Below are 21,350 nucleotides of genomic sequence, written 5' to 3'. Positions count from 1 at the left end.
TTCATTCGAATCGATTTGCAGCATGGGCGGAGCACTACGTGGTTACGCAAGCTGCCTCCTTCGTGCCCATCGCACATGCTGCGCGAGTCAGTCAGTCGCATGTGCTTCGCCCGTCTTACTTCTCGACGTGCTTGCGAGTGACGGACAGCGACTCGACCTCTTCGTGATCGAGCTTGCCGGCCTCGGCCTCGTTCACCACACGGCTGCCGTCCGAAGCCAGGAAGCCCTGCTTGAACTTGTCGGTCGCGACCTTGAACGATTCCGCGGTCTCGCCCTCGAGCTTCTTCGAACCACCCGCGAGGGCGTCGAAGGAAGCCTGCACCGAGCTGTGCAGGTACTCCAGCAGCTCGACATTGAAGCGGCGCACATCGTCGACCGGAACCGAGTCGTAGTAGCCGGCGTCGACCAGGAACAGCGAAACAACCTGATCCTCAACCGAAACCGGGGCGTACTGGTCCTGCTTGAGCAGCTCGACCCAGCGCGCGCCGCGCTCCAGCTGCGCCAGCGAGGCGGCATCCAGATCCGACGCGAAGGCGGAGAACGCCTCGAGCTCGCGGTAGGAGGCCAGCTCCAGACGCAGCGAACCGGAGACCTGCTTCATGGCCTTGGTCTGCGCCGCGCCACCGACACGGGAGACCGAGATGCCGACGTTGATGGCCGGACGGACACCCTTGTTGAACAGGTCCGACTCGAGGAACACCTGGCCGTCGGTAATGGAGATGACGTTGGTCGGAATGAACGCCGACACGTCGTTGGCCTTGGTCTCGATGATCGGCAGCGCGGTCATGGAACCGGCACCGAGCTCATCGGACAGCTTCGCGCAACGCTCCAGCAGACGGGAGTGCAGGTAGAACACGTCACCCGGGTACGCCTCGCGGCCCGGCGGGCGACGCAGCAGCAGCGAGATGGCGCGGTAGGCCTCGGCCTGCTTGGACAGGTCGTCGAACACGATCAGAACGTGCTTGCCCTGGTACATCCAGTGCTGGCCGATGGCCGAACCGGTGTACGGCGCAAGCCATTTGAAGCCCGCGGAGTCCGACGCGGGGGCCGCGACGATGGTGGTGTACTCCATCGCACCGTGGGCCTCCAGCGCGGCCTTGACGCCCGCGATGGTGGAACCCTTCTGGCCGATCGCGACGTAGATGCAGCGCACCTGCTTCGACGGATCGCCCGAGGCCCAGTTGGCCTTCTGGTTGATGATGGCGTCGACGCAGACCGCGGTCTTACCGGTCTTGCGGTCGCCGATGACGAGCTGACGCTGGCCGCGGCCGATGGCGGTCAGGGCGTCGATCGCGGTGATGCCGGTCGCGAGGGGCTCGCCGACGGGCTGGCGCTCCAGCACGGTGGCGGCCTGCAGCTCGAGCACGCGACGCTCGTCGGACTCGATCTCGCCGAGGCCGTCGATCGGGGCGCCCAGCGGGTTCACCACGCGGCCGAGGAAGTTGTCGCCCACCGGAACCGAGAGCACGTCGCCGGTACGGCGGACCTGCTGGCCCTCCTCGATGGTGTCGAACTCACCCAGGATGACGGCACCGATACTGGTGTCCTCCAGGTTCAGCGCGACGCCGAGCACGCCGCCGGGGAATTCCAGCAGCTCGTTGGCCATCGCGCCGGGGAGGCCGCTGATGTGGGCGATGCCGTCGCCGGTGTCGGTGACGACGCCCACTTCCTCGATGGAGGTCTCCGGGGTGTAGCTCTGGGTGTAGCTCTCGATCGCGCTACGGATCTCATCGGGGGAGATCGTCAGCTCCGCCATGTTCTTCCTGCTCTCGCTGTGGTCTCGAATGTCGGTGTGTTGGTGCGCTTGTCAGGCCGGGTCGCGGGCGGTCAGGCCAGCGACTGGCGCAAGCGCTGCAGTCGGCCGACGGCGCTGCCGTCGATCAGGTCGTCGCCCACGCGCACGACGACGCCGGCCAGCAGGCTCGGATCTTCCTGCACGTGCACCGTGACGGGCTTGTCGTAGATGCGCTGCAGCGAAGCCGCCAGGTGCTCACGCTGCTGGGTCGTCAGGGTCGACGCGGAGCGCACATGCGCCACGATCTGATCCCGGAGCGACGCCGCCAGGTCGGACAGGTGGTCGAAGGCTTCGCCGATATCGCCCTTCTTGCTGCGGGCGACCGCCTGCTGGACCAGTTCGAGGGTGATCTCCTCGACCTTGCCCGCGAGCAGACGCTGGACCAGTTCACGCTTGGCCGCGAGCGGCTTGCCGTGATCGGTCAGCGCCTGCTCCAGCACGGGGTTGTCTTCGACGATCCGGCCCAGGCGGAACAGCTCGTCCTCGACGGCGCCGAGGCGGCCGCGATCCTCCGCGGCGCGCAGCAGCGCTTCGCGGCCGAGCAGCACCAGGCTGTCGACCAGATCGCGGGAACGGGACCAGTCCTGTGCCACCGCGGTGGTCAGCACCGTCTGGGTGGCTCCGCTGACCTTGCCGCCGAAGAGGCGTTCGGCCAATTCGGCGCGGGCCGAGCTGGACACCGACTTATCCGCGAGCGCCACACGCAGCGAGCGCTGGTCGTCGAGGACGGCGACAACGGCGAACAGTTCGGAGCCCGTCGTGGCCGCGACGGTGTCGCTTCCGGTCAGAGCGGCCCGAAGAGCTTCCCGCGCACGGGAGCTCGCCTCACGGCTCGCTGCGTACATGCTTCCCACTTTCGGTTCGTTACCTTCCGACCCCGATGCCGGCGTTCGCGTCCAGCTCCTGGAGGAACCGGTCGATCGACGCCGCCTGCTTGGCCTCGTCGGCCACCGACTGACCGATGATCTTCTCGGCCAGATCGACCGCGGTGCGGCCGAGCTCGGAACGCAGTTCGGTCACGATCTGCTGGCGCTGTGCCTCCAGCTGGGTGTGACCCGACGCCACGATGCGGTCGGCCTCGGCCTGCGCATCGGCACGCAGCTGCGCCAGGATGGTCTGGCCCTGAGTGCGCGCTTCCTCACGAATGCGCGCGGCCTCGAGGCGAGCCTCGGCCAGCTGCTCCTGGTACTGCGCCAGGGTGGCCTGCGCCTCGGCCTGCACGGCTTCGGCCTTGGCGATACCGCCCTCGATCTTCTCCGTGCGCTCGTCCAGCACCTTGGTCAGGCGCGGGATGACGTACTTGGCGAAGACAACAGCGATAACGATGAAGACGATCGCAGACCAGACGATGTCATACGTCTTGGGGACGAGGGGATTGATATCCTCCTCGGCCGCGAGCAAATAAATGCTGTTCATCGTTGATTCCTAAGTCTTTGCCGGAATCAGAAAATGAAGCCGGCGACGAGACCGATCAGTGCCAGGGCCTCGGTGAACGCGATACCCAGGAACATGGTGGTCCGGATGGTGCCCTGCAGCTCGGGCTGACGGGCGATGCCCTCGATGGCCTTACCGACGACGATTCCTACGCCGATGCCGGGGCCGATCGCAGCGAGGCCGTAGCCGATGGCGCCGAAGCCCTTGGACTTGGATTCGGCAACTTCAGCAGCCAGGTACGAGAGGGTGCTCATGTGTGTTCCATTCCCTTTCTGTCGCCCACCCGCCGGGCGGCGTGTGAAGCAGGTTTGTGGTTCTAGCTATGCGGTTGGTCAGTGAGAGTCGGCGTGCTGCGCCAGACCGATGTACACAGCGGTCAGCAGTGCGAACACGTAGGCCTGCAGGAAGACAACCAGCAGTTCGAAGAGGGTGAAGCCGAAGCCCGCGAGCAGCGAGAACGGGGAGAACACCTTCATCCAGGAGACGGCGTCGAACAGGAAGAACTGGGTGGCGCTGAAGAACAGCACCAACATGATGTGACCCGCGAGCATGTTCGCCATGAGACGGACGGTGAGCGTGAACGGACGCAGCACGAAGGTCGAGAGGAACTCGATCGGGATCAGCAGGCCGTGCAGCGCCGGGGGCACATTCGGAACCACAATGCTCGAGCGCATGTACTTCAGGAAGCCGTACTTCTTGATACCGACGTAGTTGAACGTCAGGTAGGCGACGACGGCCAGTACCAGCGGCATGCCGATGCGCGCATTCGAGGAGATGTTCAGCCCCGGAATGACGCCGGAGATGTTCAGGAACAGCACGGTGAAGAAGATCGACGCGATGAGCGGGAAGAACTTCTTACCGGATTCCTTGCCCAGCACCTCATCGCAGATCTGTTCCTTGACGAACACCAGACCGGATTCGGCGACATTCTGCAGACCGCGCGGAACAAGCCGCGGACGACGGAAAGCCGCGAGCATCACGATGATGAGAACGGCCGCCATGATGATGCGAACGAGCATCAAACGGTCGAGCTCGAAAGGCGTCCCCTCGAACAGCACTGCTGGAGGGAAGAAGTCGTTAAGCGACGGCGCGTGGAACTCGCCCGCCAAAATGGTGACGCTCAGCGTTCTCTCCCGTGGTCGGGCCGCAGGAAATCCTTTTCCTGCGGTTCGATCGGACATTGACGATCTGGTGGTCGACTCAGGTCGGCTCGAAGTTCGTCAGCAGCTGAGGGGCTTGCGCCCGGGCGTCTGTACGCGCGTCGGCGACATCGTCGACGGTGCAGAACCGGTGACCCGAAGGGTCCGGTACGGCAGTAAGCATAACCTGCTCTCAGGCGGGTCTCAGGTGACCCCCCCTTGTGCTTCGGTCGGCTACAAGTAAAGAGTTTATCAAGTTATCTACGACAACGTGTAGGGGGTAGCCCAAACGGGCGGTGAACTCTGTCGCGGTTAGAGCTCACGCTCCGTCTCGACGGTCGGAACCCGTTGCCGCAGAAGACCGTACGTCTCCGCACCGAGAACGATGAGCAGTGCGCCGACGACCGTCAGGAAGAGCGCGACCGGGCTGTAGAAGTCGAATCGCTTGAGAATCGCGACGATGGCCAGGACCAGCACGATCTTGCCGACCCAGCTGCCCAGGATCACTATGCCCTGTAAACCGGACTCGATTTTCGCGCTGAAAAGCACCGAGGCGGCGGTGGTGAGAATGAAGCCGCCGCCGATGGCACTGCCGATCAACGCACCCCACAGACCGGGCATACCGGCGATGATCGACGACAGAATTGCCGAAACCACCACCAGCGCAGCCAATCCCATCAGGCCGTAGCGCAGGGCCGCCCGCAGCGGGGCGTCGGGACCGGGGGTGGAAGGCGTGCTCACGACCGCAAACTCTACCGGGCGGTCGCGTCCGGGCCGCGCGGTGGTTTGCGCGCGGTCCGATCGGTGAGGTCGCGCCAGGACGGCACGGACGTGACGATCAGGGCGAATACCAGGCCCGCGGCGAAGAGCAGCACCACCACGCGGCGATCCATCAGCGAGGTGCCGACCGCGCCGAATGCGAAGACGCTCACCCACAAGTAGATCAACAACACCACGCGGCGATGCGAATGGCCGATCTGCAGCAAACGGTGGTGCAGATGCATTTTGTCCGGGGTGGAGAAACTCACACCCGCGCGAACCCGGCGCACGATGGCCAAAACAAGATCAAGCACCGGAATGAACATGACCGCGCCGACCAGCAACAGCGGCGACAGCAGACCGACGATGTCGCGCGGGCCGTAACCCTGCAATGGAATTCGGCCCGACGCACCCGTAGAGACCGCGGCAAGCACCAATCCGATGAGCATGGAACCGGTATCGCCCATGAATATTCGCGCGGGCTGAAAATTGTGCGCGAGAAATCCCAGACAACCGCCGGCGAGCGCGGCGGCCAGCAGTGCGGGCGGATACGTATCGGTGGAGCCGCCCACCTCGTAGAGCAGGCCCACGCTGAAGACGAAAACCGCCACCGAGGCGATGAATCCCAGGCCCGCGGCCAAACCGTCGAGGCCGTCCACGAAATTCATGGCATTGATCAGGGTGACGGTGATGCCGACGGTGACCAGACCGCCCTGCAGCGGATCCAGCACCACGGTCTCATTGGTGAAGGGGTTGTAGATCGCCACCCAGGACAGGCCCATCACCGCCATCACCCCGGCGGCGGTCACCTGACCGACGAATTTGGTGAGCGCGTCCAGGCCCCAGCGGTCATCGATAATGCCGACCAGCACGATCAGCGTGCCCGCGGCCAGCACCGCGGGAATGTCCTTCGGATAATCGAAACCGCGGCGCAGTGCGGGCAGTTGATGCGCGAACAGTACGGCCGCGACCACACCCAGGTAGATGCCGAGACCGCCCATGCGCGGGACCGGCTTCACATGGACGTCACGCTCACGGGGCACCGCCACCGCGCCGAAGCTGATGGCGGCCACCCGAATTCCGCCGGTGCTCAGAAACGTCACCACCGACGCGACGAACAGCACCAGCAGCAGCTCCCGCAGCGGGACGACCGCGCCCTGGCTGAAAACGCCCTGACTCAACAGCATCTATCGGGCCGTCACCGTGTGCTCTGGGAAAGCAGCTCCTCCGGCGGCATGCCGAGGACCTCCGCCACCTTCTCGGTGGGGACCGCGCCCGCGCGCAGAATGCGCGGCGCGTCGGAGGTCAGGTCCACGATGGTGGAGGCGATCGCGTGATCGGCCGGGCCGCCGTCGAGGTAGACGCCCACCAGATCGCCGAGCTGCGCCTTGGCCTCGCCGACGGTTTTGGCCGGGGGCTGGCCCGAGACATTCGCGCTCGACACCGCCAGCGGGCCGACCTCGCGCAGCAGCTCGAGCGCGACCGGATGCAACGGCATCCGCAGCATGACCGTCCCCCGGGTGTCCCCCAGGTCCCAGGCCAGCGAAGGCGCCTGCTGCACAACAAGACTCAGCCCGCCGGGCCAGAAGGCGCGAATCAGCTCGCGGGCCTGCGGGCGCACCGAGAACACCAGTCCGTCGATCGTGTTCCACGATCCGACCAGCACCGGCACCGGCATATCCCGCCCGCGTCGTTTGGCGGCGAGCAGCGCGCTGACAGCCTGGCTGTCGAAGGCGTCGGCGGCCAGCCCGTACAGCGTGTCGGTAGGAATCACAGCCAGCCGTCCCGATTTCAGCGCACTCCGCGCCGCGATCAACCCCGCGGCCCGCGAATCGGAATCGGCACAGTCGTAGACGGTACTCACGGCTGACATCTTGGCACGACCGGCTTCCATCGCCACCGTCGCGGTCCGCTCGCACCACACCGCATGACCAATTCCGTCCGCCGGCCGAATCCAGGGCCCGCGGATTCGCGATCCCCGGCCACACCGGTCATGTCCGATACGCCGGTTTCCGCACGGCTCGACCTGCGATGCCGCTCTCGCCTCGTCATCCCGGCATGTGTTCGGCCCGGATCCACACAGGTCATGGGCCGACGGGTTTCCGTGGATCCCGGCCCAAGGAGCGCCGGGATGACGGGGTGGCGTCCTGCCTCACAGCTCGGTACCGCGGTGGGCTACTACGAAGCGGGGTTTGCCCGCGAGGTCGGGGTGTTCCAGGACGGCGGTGTAGCCCGCGGCGGTGAGGAGGGCGGCCACGCCGGAACCGTTGGTGTCGTCGTGTTCGATGGCGACCGCGCCGCCGGGGCGCAGCAGGCGGGTGATGTTGGGGATCATCGGGCGGATCACCGACAGCCCGTCGGGGCCGCCGAAGAGGGCGCGGTGCGGATCGTGGTCCGCCACTTCGGGATCCAGCACCGCGGATTCGGGGATGTAGGGCGGGTTGGAGACGACTATGTCGACCTTGCCCGAGAGCCGCTCCAGCAGAGCGGGATCGGTGACATCCCCATGGTGCAGGTCGATGGGGGTGTCGCCCTCGTCGGCGAGTTGCAGGGCATTGCGGCGCGCCCAGGCCAGCGCCTCGGAGTCCAACTCCACCGCGTGCACCTGGGCGTCGGGTCGGGCGTGCGCGATGGCCAGCGCCAAAGCCCCCGAGCCGGTGCACAGGTCGACCACGACGGGCTGGTGTTCATGGCCCAGCACCTCGAGTCTGGCCAGTGCCCAGGCGAAGAGCAGTTCGGTCTCCGGGCGCGGAATGAACACGCCCGGACCGACCGCCAGATCGATCTCCCCCATTGCGGCCGTGCCCGTAAGATGTTGCAGCGGAACGCGTTCCGCCCGCCGGGCGACCAGCTTGCGGAACTCCTCGAGCTGGTCGGCGGTCACCATGGGCACCAGGGCCAAGCGCATGCGATCGACCCCGAGCACATGTGCGGCAAGGTATTCCGCGTCCGCGGCCGGGCTGTGCACCCCGGCCGCCGCCAATATCTCGACAGCCTCGCGGATCGCCGGTCGCAATGGCTCGCGATGCCGCGCCGCCTCCCCGGAACTCTTGCCGATCAGTGCGAGCCTCGATCCTTCCGTACCGGGCCGACGGCCAGGTGCCACACGGGTTCCGGGGGTACCCCGGGAGTTACCCATATTCTCACGAAATCAGTTGTCCCGTCCCGAACCCGGGGGTTGCCGGGCCCCGGCGACAGCGCGCCCTATTCGGCGGCGAGGCGGGCGGCGCGGTCGGCTTCGCCGAGGGCCTGGAAGAGGTCGTCCAGGTTGCCGTCGAGGACCGAATCGAGGTTGTGCGCCTTGAAACCGATGCGGTGATCGGCAATGCGGTTCTCGGGGAAGTTGTAGGTGCGGATGCGCTCGGAGCGGTCGACGGTGCGGATCTGCGAGGCGCGGCCGGCGGCGGCTTCCTGATCGGCCTGCTCCTCGGCGAGGGCTTGCAGGCGCGCGCTGAGCACCTGCATGGCGCGCATCTTGTTCTGCAGCTGGGAGCGCTCGTTCTGGCAGGTCACGACGATGCCGGTGGGTAGGTGGGTGATGCGGACCGCGGAGTCCGTGGTGTTGACGCCCTGTCCGCCCTTGCCCGAGGACCGGTACACATCGACGCGCAGATCCTTGTCGTCGATCTGCACCTCCTCCACCTCGTCCGGCTCGGGGTACACCAGGACACCGGCGGCGGAGGTGTGGATACGCCCCTGCGATTCGGTGACGGGCACGCGCTGGACGCGGTGCACGCCGCCCTCGAATTTGAGCTTGGACCAGACCCCGTCCAGGGACGGTTCCTTGGCCTTGATGGAGATGGTTGCCTCTTTGTAGCCGCCCATATCGGTGATATTGGCGTCCAGCACCTCGACCTTCCAGCCGTGCCGTTCGGCGTACCGGATGTACATGCGCGCCAAATCGGAGGCGAAGAGCGCGGATTCCTCACCGCCTTCGCCCGATTTCACTTCCAGCACAACGTCATCCGCGTCATGCGGGTCGCGCGGGGCGAGCAGGTCGGTGAGCGTCTTCTCCAGTTCCTCGACCTGTGCGCGCAAGCCCGGAATCTCGGCGGCGAAGGACGAGTCGTCGGCGGCCAGCTCTTCGGCCGCGGCCAGATCGTCACGCGTGGCGGTCAGTTTGTTGTAGGCCGCCATGATGGGGCCGAGTTCGGCGAAGCGCTTGCCGACGCGGCGGGCCGCGCCCGGATTATTGTGCAGATCCGGATCGGCCAGCTGGGCTTCGAGTGCGCCGTATTCGGCCAGGATGTCGTCGATCGCGTTGGGGGCCGTCTTGTCAGCCATCGCGGTTGCTCCTCGGGTTGGGCTATTCACAACTGGTTTCCCGGACACCCCGACCTCGAAGTTCGCGGCCCGTCTCGTTCTGGACTGAGTGGAGCGGGGGAGCGAAGCGGAGGAGCGGAGGGAGGGAAGAACGAGACTCCCGGGGCCGCGAACCCGCCGGAGCGAAGCGGAGGCAATTAAACACAGCGACGCCCGGCCTGCTGGTGCAGGACGGGCGTCGACAGAGTAGCTACTTGGCAGCCTTGTCGCGCTTGCCGTAGCGAGCCTCGAAGCGAGCCACGCGGCCACCGGTGTCCAGGATCTTCTGCTTGCCCGTGTAGAACGGGTGGCACTGGGAGCAAACTTCGACCGTGATCTGGCCGGACTCCTTGGTGCTCTTGGTCTGGAAGGTGTTGCCGCAGCCGCACACGACCGTCGTATCGACGTACGTGGGGTGAATTCCTGCCTTCATGGTGTCCTTTCGAATGGCGCCGGGTCGCCTCGCGAGGCGTGAACCGGAACCGACTAGGCATGGTTGCCAAACGGAAAGTATAGACAATGCCGAGGCGCGAAAAATTCCGGGAGGGTCCCGCCGGGCATTGAACCAACCAACAGGTCGGTTTCGTGTCACCCCCAAGAAACTGTGGGCACGCAAGTTCACGATACTCGAGCGAGGCTGAAGACGAGTAGTTCGCTACTCAAGAATGCGAACACCGTTGTTCATAGAGTAGTCGCAGGTGAGAGCCTCGCGACTACGGGAAGGGCAGCTGTGACCAGGAAGGATGCGGAGATCGCCGCGGGGGTGGTCCTGGGAGTACTGACTCTGATCGTGATCGTGGGCTGGTGTGCCGCTCCCGATGAGTCCGGTCGTGCGGCGGGGAACCGGGCCCCGGCCCCTACCCCGCCACACGGGGACGGCACGCTCACCTACACAGCGGTCACGGCCCCGGATGCACAGTCCGGTGCCGTGACCGCGTCCATTCTCGCCTTCATGATCTTCGGGGCGGCCGTGATCGGGCTCATGTTCTACGCCCCGCGCCCGGACCCGGTTCGCCTACCCACGTACCTACCCGCGCAACGGCGACAGCCCCACCGAAGTGGGGCTGCCGCCGAGCTCTCCCAGGCGAAATCGCCTGCGTACAAACCTTATTCGTCGAGCGCGTTGGGGGCGGTCTTCGAAACGGTCATCAGGAATTCGGCATTGCTCTTGGTCTTCTTGAGTCGATCCACGAGCAGGTCGATGGCCTGATGCGAATCCAGGCCCGAGAGCACGCGGCGCAGCTTGTGCAGCACCCCGGCCTCGTCGGGTGACATCAGCAGATCGTCGCGGCGGGTGCCGGACGGGTTGACGTCGACCGCCGGGAACACGCGGCGCTCGGCGATCTTGCGATCGAGCTTGAGCTCGGCGTTACCCGTGCCCTTGAACTCCTCGAAGATGACCGTGTCACCGGTGGAACCGGTCTCCACCATCGCGGTCGCGATAATGGTGAGCGAGCCGCCGTTCTCGATATTGCGGGCCGCGCCGAGGAACCGCTTGGGCGGGTACAGCGCGGTGGAATCCACACCACCGGAAAGGATTCGGCCCGAAGCCGGGGACGAGTTGTTGTACGCGCGGCCCAATCGGGTGATCGAGTCGAGCAGCACCACGACATCCTGGCCCATCTCCACCAGGCGCTTGGCGCGCTCGATGGCGAGTTCGGCGACCGAGGTGTGATCGCCCGGCGGGCGGTCGAACGTGGAGGCGATGACCTCGCCGCGCACGGAGCGCTGCATATCGGTCACTTCCTCGGGACGCTCGTCCACCAGCACGACCATCAGGTAGCACTCGGGGTTGTTCACGGCGATCGCGTTGGCGATGTCCTGCATGATCGTGGTCTTACCCGCCTTGGGCGGGGACACGATCAGCGCGCGCTGACCCTTACCGATCGGCATGATCAGATCGATGATGCGCGTGGTCAGCTTGTTCGGCTGGGTCTCCAGCCGCAGTCGCTGATTCGGGTACAGCGGGGTGAGCTTCTGGAACTCCGGACGGCGCTTGGCGGATTCGATATCCGAACCGTTGATGGTGTCCAGGCGCACCAGCGGATCGAACTTCTGCCGCTGATTGCTCTGATCGCCGTCCCGCGGGGCGCGCACCGCACCGGTGATGGCGTCACCGCGGCGCAGACCGTTCTTGCGGACCAGGTTCATCGACACGTACACGTCGTTCGGCCCGGCCAGGTAGCCGGAGGTGCGGACGAACGCGTAGTTGTCCAGGACGTCGAGAATTCCGGCGACCGGCTGCAGGACATCGTCCTCGCGGATCTCCAATTCCCGGCTCTCCCGGCTGGTTTCGCCCGGCGCGCCATCGCGGTCACGCCCACGGCGACGCTCGCGGAAGCGACGGCCCCGGCGACCGCGGCCGCCTTCCTCGTCGTCCTCGGCGGCGGGTCCGCGATTGCGGTCGCGGTCGTTGTTGCCGCCGCGCGCGGTGCCGTTCTGGTTGTTCTGCTGGTTCCCGCCGCCGGACTGCTGGTTGTTATTGCGCTCGCGGCGACGCTCACCACCCTCGGATTCCGGCTTGGACTCGCCGGTGGAGGTGGTCTCCGAGGCCGTGGCCTCGGTGGTGGCATTGCCGGCGCCGGTGCGCTGTTCGGCGCGCTGGTCACGGCCCCGACGCTGGCGACCGCGGCCACGCTGGCCGCCGTCACGGCTGTCGTCGCCGCCTTCGGCGCGGGCGTTGTCGCCCTCGTCCCGCCTGGCCTCACGCGGCTCGGCGGACTTGTCCGCGGCGCTCTCCCGAGCGGGTGCGGAGTTGTACGTCGGAACGTCGGTCTTGGTCCGGACGTTCTCGACCTTCGCGGAGGAGTTGGCCTCCTGCGCGGGAGCATTCTCGGCCTTGACGGCCTTCGCGGGAGCGGCATCGGCCGGGGCGGATTCGCCACCGGTCGGCGCGGTATCGCCCTTGCCCTTGGCATTTCGCGCGGTGGTGGCCTTGCCGACCGCCGCGGTCGCCTTGGCGCCACCGGACTGATTCTCCTTGATGGCGGCGATGAGATCACCCTTACGCATTCCGGAAGTGCCTCGAATACCGAGTTCCCCCGCAAGCGCACGCAACTGCGGCAACAACATTCCAGTCAGCCCCGATCGTGCGATGTCAGTGTGTTCGCTCATCTTCGAAATCTGTCCGGATTCACTTTCGCGATCCGAGGAGGTTGAATCACTTTCCACCCCGGGGGTCGCGAGCAGGTCCGTTTCGGTCACGGAAATCCTTTCCTTCCCTCGACTGCCGTGTGCCTGTTCGAGGGTTCCTCCTGCAGTCCGGTCGTATGCCGGACTCGGATGCCGTATCGCGTGCTGCGCCGGATTGGTGGTTCTACCACCGCGTGGGCTTCGCCACCGAGTGAAAAGGTGGGAGAGATCATTCCAGTGAACTGGCTACCCCCAAGTTTCGAGCCTCAAGCCTCGAGCCTGAGCAAGGAGCCTCTGGAGCGATTTGCCCTGATGAAGCACCGGCGTCTGACGCGCACGATGTACGGACTCGCTCAGGATAGCTCTCGGCCTTTACATCGGCAAGGCAGGCGCGCTGTCAATCCACCAGGACGCCGTCGGCAATGCCCGGTTCGAGCACGCGCAGGCCGTCGGCAATGGCGAGTTCACGCAGTTCCGCAGGGAATTCGCTGGTCCCGAGGGCCAAAATGGTCGGACCCGCGCCCGAGACGGTGGCGGCGATCCCCGCCGCGCGCAGACGCTCGATCCACTGGGTGGTGAGCGGGAGCGCGGTGGCCCGGTAGCCCTGATGTAGCCGGTCCGCGGTGGCGGGGAGCAGCAGGTCAGGACGCTGCGTCAGGGCCACGACGGCGAGCGCGGCGCGACTGGCGTTGAAGGCCGCGTCGGCGTGCGGGACCTTGTCCGGCAGCAGTCCCCGGGTATGCGCGGTGGAGGACCGCTCTTCGGGGATCAGCACCACGGGGCGCAGTGCGGGGTGCGGTTCCAGCCGCACCGCGCGGTACGCACGGGTGTGATGGTCCACCAGGCCGTTTTCGTCTGCGGGGCGGTCGGTTTCGGTCCAGGAGACCACGATTCCGCCCAGCACACTGGCCGAGGAATTGTCCGGATGACCCTCGAATTCGGCCGCGAGCTGCACCATGACCTCATCGTCATAGGCCAGCGCCGCATCGAATTTCGCGGCCAGACCCCGACCGGCGGCCAGACCGCCGACCACCGCGGAGGCCGAGGAGCCCAACCCCCGCGAATGCGGAATCACGTTGCGGCACAGCACGTCCAGACCGTCCGCCCAGACGCCCGCGGCCTGTAGACCACGTTCGATGGCGCGCACGACGAGATGTGAAGGGCCCCAGGGCACATCGTCCGCACCCTCACCCTCGACTCGGATGTTCAGCCCGGTATCGGTGGTGCACACCACGATCTCGTCGTACAGCCCCAAAGCGATGCCGAGAGTATCGAATCCAGGACCCAGATTCGCACTGGACGCCGGAACCCGCACGGTGACGGCGATTCCGGCGGGCAGGGTCCTGGTCATCAACTGACCTTCGCGCGAATTCAATTCAGCCCAGCTCGAGTTCACGGGCCACGGCGATCGGATCGACCTGGATCGGGGTGATCTCCGGCATGCCCTTGAGGGCGTTGTCGGGATCCTTGAGGCCGTTGCCGGTCACGGTGCACACGACCGTGAGACCGGCATCCAGCCAGCCATCCTCGCGGGCGGCGAGCAGTCCGGCGACCGAGGCGGCCGAGGCGGGCTCGACGAAAACGCCCTCGGTGCTCGCGACCAGGCGGTACGCCTCCAGGATCTCCGCATCGGTGGCCGCGCGGAACGCACCTCCGGACTCCTGCTTGGCCGCCATGGCCTGATTCCACGACGCGGGAGCGCCGATCCGAATCGCGGTGGCGATGGTCTCGGGATCCTTCACCGGCGCGCCGTGCACCAGCGGCGCGGCGCCCGCGGCCTGCACGCCGAGCATGCGCGGCCGCGAGGTGGTGATGCCGTCGGCGAAGTACTCGCCGTAGCCCTTCCAGTACGCGGTGATATTGCCCGCGTTACCGACCGGGAGCACATGCACATCGGGGGCCTTGCCGAGCACGTCCACGATTTCGAAGGCGGCGGTCTTCTGGCCCTCGATACGGAACGGGTTGACCGAGTTCACGAGTCCGACCTCGGGGAACTCCGCGGTGACCTTGCGCGCCAGCTCGAGGCAGTCGTCGAAATTGCCCTCGACCTGAATGATCTTCGCGCCCAGCATGACCGCCTGGGCCAGCTTGCCCATGGCGATCTTGCCCTGCGGAATCAGCACCGCGCAGTGCAGGCCCGCGCGCGTGGCGTAGGCGGCCGCGGAGGCGGAGGTATTGCCGGTGGAGGCGCAGAGCACGGCCTTCTTACCGCTGGCCTTGGCCTCGGTCATGGCCATGGTCATACCGCGGTCCTTGAAGGAACCGGTCGGGTTCGCGCCCTCGACCTTGAGATACACCTCACAGCCGGTGAGCTCCGACAGGTGCGTGGCGGCGACCAGCGGGGTGCCGCCCTCGAACAGCGTGACCGGCTCCCAGTCCGCGCCGAGCGGGAGTCGATCCCGGTACGCGGCGATCAGACCGGGCCAGGGGGCGGCGGTACCGGATTCGCGGCTCGCCGCGGCCCGCGCTGTCGTACTCATTCCTCGGTGCCTTCCAATCTCAGAACACTGGTCACGGATGTGACGGAGTCCAGTTCGGCCAACGCGGCAACGGTATCTGCCAGGTCCGATTCCCGCGCGTGGTGGGTCACCACGACCAGGCGCGCGCCCGCGTCGTGGCCCTCCTGGCGGACCGTCGAAATGCTCACCCCGTGCTTGGCGAATTCGCCCGCGACCGCCTGCAATACGCCGGTGCGGTCCGCGACCTGCATATTCACGTGGTAGCGGGTGGGGGTGTCGCCGATCGAGGCGATCGGCAGCTCAGCATAAACCGACTCGCCGGGTGCGCGACCACCGTAGAACTTGTTGCGCGCGGCCATCACCAGATCGCCCATGACGGCCGATGCGGTCGGCGCGCCGCCCGCGCCCTGGCCGTAGAACATCAGGCGACCGGAGTTCTCGGCCTCCACCACGACGGCATTGAACGCGCCGCTGACCGAGGCCAGCGGATGCTTGCGCGGGATGAGCGCCGGATAGACGCGCACCGAGATGGACTCCTTGCCGCCGTCATCGGTGACGCGCTCGGCCATGGCCAGCAGTTTGACGGTGCAGCCGACGGCCGCGGCGGTCTCGAGATCCTCGGCGGTGATCGCGGAGATGCCCTCGCGGTAGACATCGGCCGAGGTCACGCGGGTGTGGAAGGCGACCGAGGCGAGGATGGCGGCCTTGGCGGCGGCGTCGTAGCCCTCGACATCGGCGGTCGGATCGGCCTCGGCGTAGCCCAGTCGGGTGGCCTCGGCCAGCACATCGGCGTAGGCCGCGCCGGTCTCGGCCATGGCCGAGAGGATGAAGTTGGTGGTGCCGTTGACAATGCCGACCACGCGGTTCACCCGATCGCCCGAGAGCGACTGGATGAGCGGGCGCACCACCGGGATCGCACCGGCGACGGCGGCCTCGAAGTACAGGTCGGCGCGATGGGCCTCGGCGGCGGAGGCGAGTTCACCGGTGTGGTCGGCGAGCAGCGCCTTATTGGCGGTGACCACGGACTTACCGGCCTCGAGCGCGGTCTTGATCAGCTTGCGCGCCGGATCGATACCGCCCATGACCTCGACCACGATATCCACGTCATCGCGCGCGACCAGGGCCTCGGCGTCGGTGGTGAGCAGTTCGGCCGGAATGCCGCGGTCCTTGCTCAGATCGCGGACCGACACTCCGCGCAGCACGACGGGCGCGCCGACGCGATTGCAGAGATCCTCGGCCTGGTTGCGAATGATGCGAACCACTTCGGTGCCGACCGTGCCCATACCGAGCACCGCGATTCCGATCGGATGATCCGATCCCCACACGCCGGTCCTCACTGCTGTGTCCTTTACACGGCTCGCCGTGGCGGTCATGCATTCACCTCCAAGCTGAGTAGGTCCTCCACCGTTTCACGACGAAGGATCAAGCGCGCCTTACCGTCTCGCACCGCGACCACGGCGGGCCGGGTGAGCATGTTGTAACGGCTCGACATCGAGTAGCAGTACGCGCCGGTAGCCGCCACCGCAACCAGATCACCCGGACCGACATCGGCCGGGAGCCAGGTATCGCGAATGACGATATCCCCACTCTCGCAATGCTTTCCGACCACCCGAGCGACCACCGGGGCGGCCTCGCTGGAGCGCGAGACCAGGCGGCAGTCGTATTCGGCCTGATAGAGGGCGGGCCGGATATTGTCGCTCATACCGCCGTCGATGCTGACATAGCGGCGGCGCGCGCCCGCGTCCAGCACCACATCCTTGGTGGTGCCGACCTCGTACAAGGTGACCGTACCGGGCCCGGCGATGGCCCGACCGGGCTCGACCGCGAGCTGCGGCTTGGGCAGCCCGATCTGCGCGGCCTCGGCCGCGACCAGATCGCGGACCTTCGCGGCGAAGTCCTCCAGCGGCGGCGGATCGTCACTCGCCAGGTACGAAATACCAAGGCCGCCACCGAGATCCAGTGTCGCGATCTGCGCGGTGCGCTCGACGCCGAACTTCTCGATGACGTCGTACAGCAGGCGCAGCATACGGCGCGCGGCGACCTCGAAGCCGTCGATCTCGAAGATCTGCGAGCCGATATGGCTGTGCAGGCCGACCAGCTTCAGGTTGTCGGACTCGAAGACCCGGGCGATGGCCTCCATGGCATCGCCGCTGGCGATGGAGAAACCGAACTTCTGATCCTCGTGCGCGGTGGAGATGTACTCGTGGGTGTGAGCCTCCACGCCCACGGTGACTCGCACCAGTACCTCGACGACCTTGCCGGCGCTCTTGGCCACCGCTTCCAGGCGCTCGATCTCGATCAGCGAATCGAGCACGATGTGGCCGATGCCCTTCGCGACCGCCAGCTCCAGTTCGGGAACGGATTTGTTGTTGCCGTGCAAGGCGATTCGCTCGGCCGGGAAGCCGGCGTGCAGCGCCACGGCGAGCTCGCCGCCGGAGCAGACATCCAGGTGCAGGCCCTCGTCGCGGATCCAGCGGGCGATCTCGGCGGAGAGAAAAGCCTTGGAGGCGTAGTGCACTCGCGTGTCCGGACCGAAGGCGCGGACCATATCGCGGCAGCGGGAACGGAAGTCGCCCTCGTCGATGACGAACAGCGGGGTGCCGTACTCGGCGGCCAGCTCGTGCACCGGCACACCGGCGAGCCGTACGACACCGTCGGCATCGCGAGAAGCGTTGCGCGGCCACACATTCGCGGGCAGCGTGATCATCTGCTGCGGATTCTCCGGCCGCTCGGGCAGATTCTGCGCGGGCGGGATGTCCGCGTGACGGGGACCGGCGGGATGTGCACTCATTTACATACGCTCCGGGGCAGTGACGCCGAGCAGGCCGAGGCCGTTGGCGAGGACCTGACGGGTGGCTTTGACCAGCTCGAGGCGAGCGGCATTACGGGGGGTGACGGGTTCGTCTCCCATGGGGAGCACCCGCATCTCCTTATCGGACTGGAACGGGTGGTAGACGCCCGCGAGCTCTTCCAGGTAGCGGACCACGCGATGCGGTTCGCGCATTTCGGCGGCGGTGGCGAGCACGCGCGGGTATTCGCCGAGCGTACGGATCAGCGCGCCTTCGCGATCGGCGGTCATCTCACTGAAATCCGGTGCGACCGAGGCGAAGTCGAACGCGGCGGAGTTGCCGATGATGTTGTTGGTGCGCGCGTGCGCGTATTGCACGTAGTACAGCGGGTTCTCGGTGTCCTGCTTGGTCCACAGGTCCAGGTCGATATCGATGCTCGAGTTCACCGAGGAGCGAACCAGCGAGTAGCGCGCGGCATCCACGCCGATCGCCTCGACCAGATCGTCGAGCGTGACCACGGTGCCCGCGCGCTTGGACATGCGCACGGCCACATCGCCTTCGAGCAGATTCACCATCTGGCCGATGAGCACCTCGACGGTGTCCGGGTTGTCGCCGAACGCGGCCGCGGCGGCCTTCAACCGGCCGATGTAACCGTGATGGTCCGCGCCCAGCATGTAGATGCACAGGTCGAATCCGCGCGAGCGCTTGTTCTGGAAGTAGGCGATATCGCCGCCGATGTACGCGGAGTTGCCATCGCTCTTGATGACGACGCGATCCTTGTCATCGCCGTACTCGGTGGAGGCGATCCACCAGGCGCCGTCCTTCTCGTAGAGCTTGCCCGAGGCCTTGAGCGTGGCGATGGCCTTCTCGACCGTGCCGGACTCGAACAGCGAACTCTCGTTGAAGTACACGTCGAAGTCGACGCCGAATTCGTGCAGGTTCTGCTTGATCTGCGCGAACATCAGCTCGACGCCCTCGCGGCGGAACAGTTCGTGCCGTTCGCTCTCGGGCAGTTCGGCCGCACCCGGGTTCGCGGCGACGATGGTGTCGGCGATCTCCTTGATGTACGCGCCGCCGTAGCCGTCCTCCGGGGTGGGCTGACCGGTGGCGGCCGCGACCAGGGAGTTGGCGAAGCGGTCGATCTGCGCGCCGTGATCGTTGAAGTAGTACTCACGGGTGACCTGCGCGCCCTGGGCCGACAGAATGCGGCCGAGCGCGTCACCCACGGCGGCCCAGCGGGTGCCGCCGAGGTGGATGGGTCCGGTCGGGTTGGCGGAGACGAACTCCAGGTTGATCTTGATTCCGGCGAGCGCGTCCCCGGTGCCGTACTTCGGGCCCGCGGCCAGGATGTTCTGCACGATCGCGCCCTGGGCGGCCTTGGCCAGGCGGATGTTCAGGAAGCCCGGTCCGGCGACCTCGGCGACCTCGATGCCCTCGGCCTGACCGAGCGCCTCGGCGAGCAGATTCGCAAAGTCGCGCGGGTTCATTCCGGCCCGCTTGCCTACCTGCATGGCCACATTCGTGGCATAGTCACCGTGCTCGGGGTTGCGGGGACGCTCCACCTTGACCTCGTCGGGCAGGACCGAAGGGTCGGATCCACGTTCGACAAGTACCTTCGCCGCGGTTGCGCGAAGGAGATCTGCAAGGTCAGCTGGAGTCACGAGTCACTATCCTATGGTCTGAGCAGGTGTACGCCGCGCGCGGGCACCTCACGGGCAGGCGCCCAGCAAACGATGCGGCCGCATCGCTTGATTGTCCGAACACGTCGAAGAGAGCACAACTAGTTATGCCGAGCAGCACCAGTGCCAAGTCGGCCAAGGCCATCAAAGCCGCGGGCAAATCGTCAGGTCAGTCCCGTAAGGGCGGTACCGGGGGCAAACTGCCCGTGAAGCGGAACATTCCGTGGATGACCATTGCCGCGGTGGTGGCCGTCCTGGCGCTGATCGGCGGGATCGCCGCATTCCTGGTGCCGAAGTACAACGCCAAGGAGGAGATCAAGAATCCCTCCGCGTATATCGACGGCGTGGTGAAGAAGGACTATCCGGCCGGTCTGCACGTGGCCTCCACCCAGCGAGTGGCCTATGACCAGGCCCCGCCCTTCGGCGGCCCGCATGACGGTTCGTGGGCGGCGTGCATGGGCAATGTGTACACCAAGGCGATCCGCTCGGAGAATGCTGTGCATTCGCTGGAACACGGCGCGGTGTGGATCACCTACAACCCGGACAAGGTCGATGCCGCGACCATCGACACGCTGAAGAAGAAGGTCGACGGCCAGCAGTACATGCTGATGTCGCCGTACCCGGGTATGGACAGCCCGATCTCCTTGCAGGCGTGGGGACATCAGCTCAAGCTGCAGAGCGTCACCGATTCCCGGCTGGACCGGTTCATCAAGGACCTGCGCCTGAACTCGAACACCTACCCCGAGGTCGGCGCGAGCTGCGCGAACCCGACCTTCGACACCACCAACCCGCCGCCGTTCGATCCGTCCAAGCCGGGCGCCGACGCGGTGCCGATGGACGGTAAGGGTCTGACCGCCGACACCACCGAACTCGGTGGCGCGGGCCAGAGCCCGGGCGGTATCCCCAACTTCCCCGGTGGCATTCCCGGAATGCCCGGCGGCGTCCAGACCGCGCCCGGCGGCTCGCTGCCCGGCGGCATTCCGAGCATTCCGGTCCCGACCGACGAGCCGCAGCCGGAGGCCCCGGCTCCGACGCAGTAATGCCGCCGTTCCTGTCGCACGCGAACGAGCCCGGCGACTCCGAGGCGGCCGAACCCGTGGAGACGACGGGCCGCGGTCAGCGGCCCGCGCTGCTGGTGCTCGGCGTGATCGCCGTGCTGCTGGTCGGTTTCGCCGCGGGCCTGCTGGTGGGCAATCAGCGCGATTCGGGGCAGCAGCCGAGTGCGGTGGATATCGGCTTCAGCCAGGACATGTCGGTGCATCACGCGCAGGCGGTCGAAATGTCCGCGCTGGCCCTGAGCGGTTCCACCGATCCCGCGGTGAAGCGGCTGGCCTACGACATCCTCACCACCCAGCAGAATCAGGCGGGCCGTATGCAGGCCTGGCTGCAACTCTGGAATGAGCCGCTGCTGGCGACCGGCGGCTATATGGGCTGGATGACGGATATGTCCGCGCATCACCACACGGGTACCTCCGAGCATTCCGGTCCCGTGCAGGTCATGCCCGGTATGGCTTCCACCGATGAGCTGACCGCGCTGCGCCAGGCCACCGGCCCCGCGCTGGACTCGCTGTTCCTGCAATTGATGCTGCGCCATCATCAGGGCGGTATGCCGATGGCCGAGTACGCCGCGCAGCGCGCCGAGGTCGATGTGGTCCGCTCGCTGGCCGAATCCATGGTCAAAACCCAGACCAGCGAGGCCCAATTGATGACTCAGATGCTCGCCGAACGTCATGTGAATCCGCTCCCCCTCAGTTGATTCGATGGACCGGGCGTCCTCAAAACGCCCGGTCCACCCGCCTTTTTGGCGCTGCGCAGCCAATGCGATACGCTTTCCCAGCCCACTCGGAAAGTCGAGAAGTCCG

The 21,350-nt window shown here is 66.5% G+C and carries 19 protein-coding genes; 2 read left to right on the top strand and 17 right to left on the bottom strand.

The window, feature by feature from the left end:
- Nucleotides 1–115: 115 nt before the first annotated feature.
- The 17 genes from atpA to argS form a co-directional block, all read right to left on the bottom strand.
- Nucleotides 116–1,756 (bottom strand): F0F1 ATP synthase subunit alpha, encoded by a 1,641-nt coding sequence (gene atpA / locus NA10_RS01610; protein WP_067562324.1) that lies wholly within the window; start codon nt 1,754–1,756, stop codon nt 116–118.
- A 71-nt stretch (nt 1,757–1,827) separates the two neighbouring features.
- On the bottom strand, nt 1,828–2,640 hold the full coding sequence (locus tag NA10_RS01605) for a F0F1 ATP synthase subunit delta (RefSeq protein WP_067562321.1): 813 nt from the start codon (nt 2,638–2,640) through the stop codon (nt 1,828–1,830).
- Between the two features lie 19 nt (nt 2,641–2,659).
- On the bottom strand, nt 2,660–3,211 hold the full coding sequence (locus tag NA10_RS01600; protein ID WP_067562319.1) for a F0F1 ATP synthase subunit B: 552 nt from the start codon (nt 3,209–3,211) through the stop codon (nt 2,660–2,662).
- Between the two features lie 26 nt (nt 3,212–3,237).
- On the bottom strand, nt 3,238–3,483 hold the full coding sequence (locus NA10_RS01595; protein WP_067562316.1) for an ATP synthase F0 subunit C: 246 nt from the start codon (nt 3,481–3,483) through the stop codon (nt 3,238–3,240).
- A gap of 78 nt (nt 3,484–3,561) precedes the next feature.
- Nucleotides 3,562–4,410 (bottom strand): F0F1 ATP synthase subunit A, encoded by an 849-nt coding sequence (atpB, locus tag NA10_RS01590; RefSeq protein WP_084514209.1) that lies wholly within the window; start codon nt 4,408–4,410, stop codon nt 3,562–3,564.
- A gap of 270 nt (nt 4,411–4,680) precedes the next feature.
- Nucleotides 4,681–5,109, bottom strand: a complete 429-nt coding sequence (locus tag NA10_RS01585) for a Cg1360 family ATP-synthase-associated protein (RefSeq protein ID WP_067562312.1) — start codon at nt 5,107–5,109, stop codon at nt 4,681–4,683.
- Nucleotides 5,110–5,120: 11 nt separating this feature from the next.
- Complete coding sequence (locus tag NA10_RS01580; protein WP_067562309.1) at nt 5,121–6,314, bottom strand: glycosyltransferase family 4 protein; 1,194 nt, start codon at nt 6,312–6,314, stop codon at nt 5,121–5,123.
- Nucleotides 6,315–6,325: 11 nt separating this feature from the next.
- Nucleotides 6,326–6,991 (bottom strand): L-threonylcarbamoyladenylate synthase, encoded by a 666-nt coding sequence (locus NA10_RS01575; protein ID WP_067562405.1) that lies wholly within the window; start codon nt 6,989–6,991, stop codon nt 6,326–6,328.
- 288 nt (nt 6,992–7,279) lie between these two features.
- On the bottom strand, nt 7,280–8,185 hold the full coding sequence (gene prmC, locus NA10_RS01570; RefSeq protein WP_067562402.1) for a peptide chain release factor N(5)-glutamine methyltransferase: 906 nt from the start codon (nt 8,183–8,185) through the stop codon (nt 7,280–7,282).
- Between the two features lie 146 nt (nt 8,186–8,331).
- Nucleotides 8,332–9,411 (bottom strand): peptide chain release factor 1, encoded by a 1,080-nt coding sequence (prfA, locus tag NA10_RS01565; protein ID WP_067562308.1) that lies wholly within the window; start codon nt 9,409–9,411, stop codon nt 8,332–8,334.
- 229 nt (nt 9,412–9,640) lie between these two features.
- A complete protein-coding gene (gene rpmE / locus NA10_RS01560; protein ID WP_040856062.1) occupies nt 9,641–9,862 on the bottom strand; it encodes a 50S ribosomal protein L31 in 222 nt (73 codons plus the stop codon).
- A 674-nt stretch (nt 9,863–10,536) separates the two neighbouring features.
- Complete coding sequence (rho, locus tag NA10_RS01555; protein ID WP_084514207.1) at nt 10,537–12,633, bottom strand: transcription termination factor Rho; 2,097 nt, start codon at nt 12,631–12,633, stop codon at nt 10,537–10,539.
- A gap of 325 nt (nt 12,634–12,958) precedes the next feature.
- Nucleotides 12,959–13,912, bottom strand: coding sequence for a homoserine kinase (thrB, locus tag NA10_RS01550; RefSeq protein WP_067562397.1), 954 nt, complete (start codon nt 13,910–13,912; stop codon nt 12,959–12,961).
- A 25-nt stretch (nt 13,913–13,937) separates the two neighbouring features.
- Nucleotides 13,938–15,041, bottom strand: coding sequence for a threonine synthase (gene thrC / locus NA10_RS01545; RefSeq protein WP_067562305.1), 1,104 nt, complete (start codon nt 15,039–15,041; stop codon nt 13,938–13,940).
- The gene (locus tag NA10_RS01540; RefSeq protein ID WP_084514206.1) at nt 15,038–16,393 is read right to left on the bottom strand and encodes a homoserine dehydrogenase; all 1,356 of its coding nucleotides are present in this window, start codon (nt 16,391–16,393) and stop codon (nt 15,038–15,040) included. The genes thrC and NA10_RS01540 overlap by 4 nt, the downstream gene beginning before the upstream one ends.
- Complete coding sequence (lysA, locus tag NA10_RS01535) at nt 16,390–17,811, bottom strand: diaminopimelate decarboxylase (protein ID WP_067562303.1); 1,422 nt, start codon at nt 17,809–17,811, stop codon at nt 16,390–16,392. Before lysA ends, NA10_RS01540 begins: the two co-directional genes overlap by 4 nt.
- Nucleotides 17,812–19,470 carry an arginine--tRNA ligase gene (gene argS, locus NA10_RS01530; RefSeq protein ID WP_067562301.1) on the bottom strand — a complete coding sequence of 553 codons (1,659 nt, stop codon included), beginning with the start codon at nt 19,468–19,470 and terminating at the stop codon, nt 17,812–17,814.
- A 125-nt stretch (nt 19,471–19,595) separates the two neighbouring features.
- On the opposite strand from argS, the gene NA10_RS01525 reads away from it, so the two are divergent.
- On the top strand, nt 19,596–20,528 hold the full coding sequence (locus tag NA10_RS01525; protein WP_067562299.1) for a thioredoxin-like domain-containing protein: 933 nt from the start codon (nt 19,596–19,598) through the stop codon (nt 20,526–20,528).
- Nucleotides 20,528–21,244, top strand: a complete 717-nt coding sequence (locus NA10_RS01520; RefSeq protein ID WP_084514205.1) for a DUF305 domain-containing protein — start codon at nt 20,528–20,530, stop codon at nt 21,242–21,244. Before NA10_RS01525 ends, NA10_RS01520 begins: the two co-directional genes overlap by 1 nt.
- Nucleotides 21,245–21,350 lie beyond the last annotated feature (106 nt).

Origin of the sequence: Nocardia acidivorans NBRC 108247, from assembly GCF_001625085.1 — a bacterium.
Lineage (GTDB): Bacteria > Actinomycetota > Actinomycetes > Mycobacteriales > Mycobacteriaceae > Nocardia > Nocardia acidivorans.
Note: the sequence above shows the minus strand (reverse complement) of the source record. Positions and strands in the feature narration are given on the sequence as shown.

Bases quoted from the DNA above. Each gene is read 5' to 3' on its own strand.
- thrC (WP_067562305.1), bottom strand. From the start codon at position 15,041: ATGAGTACGACAGCGCGGGCCGCGGCGAGCCGCGAATCCGGTACCGCC.
- NA10_RS01525 (WP_067562299.1), top strand. From the start codon at position 19,596: ATGCCGAGCAGCACCAGTGCCAAGTCGGCCAAGGCCATCAAAGCCGCG.
- prfA (WP_067562308.1), bottom strand. From the start codon at position 9,411: ATGGCTGACAAGACGGCCCCCAACGCGATCGACGACATCCTGGCCGAA.
- NA10_RS01580 (WP_067562309.1), bottom strand. From the start codon at position 6,314: ATGCTGTTGAGTCAGGGCGTTTTCAGCCAGGGCGCGGTCGTCCCGCTG.
- thrB (WP_067562397.1), bottom strand. From the start codon at position 13,912: ATGACCAGGACCCTGCCCGCCGGAATCGCCGTCACCGTGCGGGTTCCG.
- NA10_RS01540 (WP_084514206.1), bottom strand. From the start codon at position 16,393: ATGACCGCCACGGCGAGCCGTGTAAAGGACACAGCAGTGAGGACCGGC.
- NA10_RS01600 (WP_067562319.1), bottom strand. From the start codon at position 3,211: ATGAACAGCATTTATTTGCTCGCGGCCGAGGAGGATATCAATCCCCTC.
- atpA (WP_067562324.1), bottom strand. From the start codon at position 1,756: ATGGCGGAGCTGACGATCTCCCCCGATGAGATCCGTAGCGCGATCGAG.
- atpB (WP_084514209.1), bottom strand. From the start codon at position 4,410: ATGTCCGATCGAACCGCAGGAAAAGGATTTCCTGCGGCCCGACCACGG.
- NA10_RS01605 (WP_067562321.1), bottom strand. From the start codon at position 2,640: ATGTACGCAGCGAGCCGTGAGGCGAGCTCCCGTGCGCGGGAAGCTCTT.
- lysA (WP_067562303.1), bottom strand. From the start codon at position 17,811: ATGAGTGCACATCCCGCCGGTCCCCGTCACGCGGACATCCCGCCCGCG.
- NA10_RS01595 (WP_067562316.1), bottom strand. From the start codon at position 3,483: ATGAGCACCCTCTCGTACCTGGCTGCTGAAGTTGCCGAATCCAAGTCC.
- rpmE (WP_040856062.1), bottom strand. From the start codon at position 9,862: ATGAAGGCAGGAATTCACCCCACGTACGTCGATACGACGGTCGTGTGC.
- NA10_RS01520 (WP_084514205.1), top strand. From the start codon at position 20,528: ATGCCGCCGTTCCTGTCGCACGCGAACGAGCCCGGCGACTCCGAGGCG.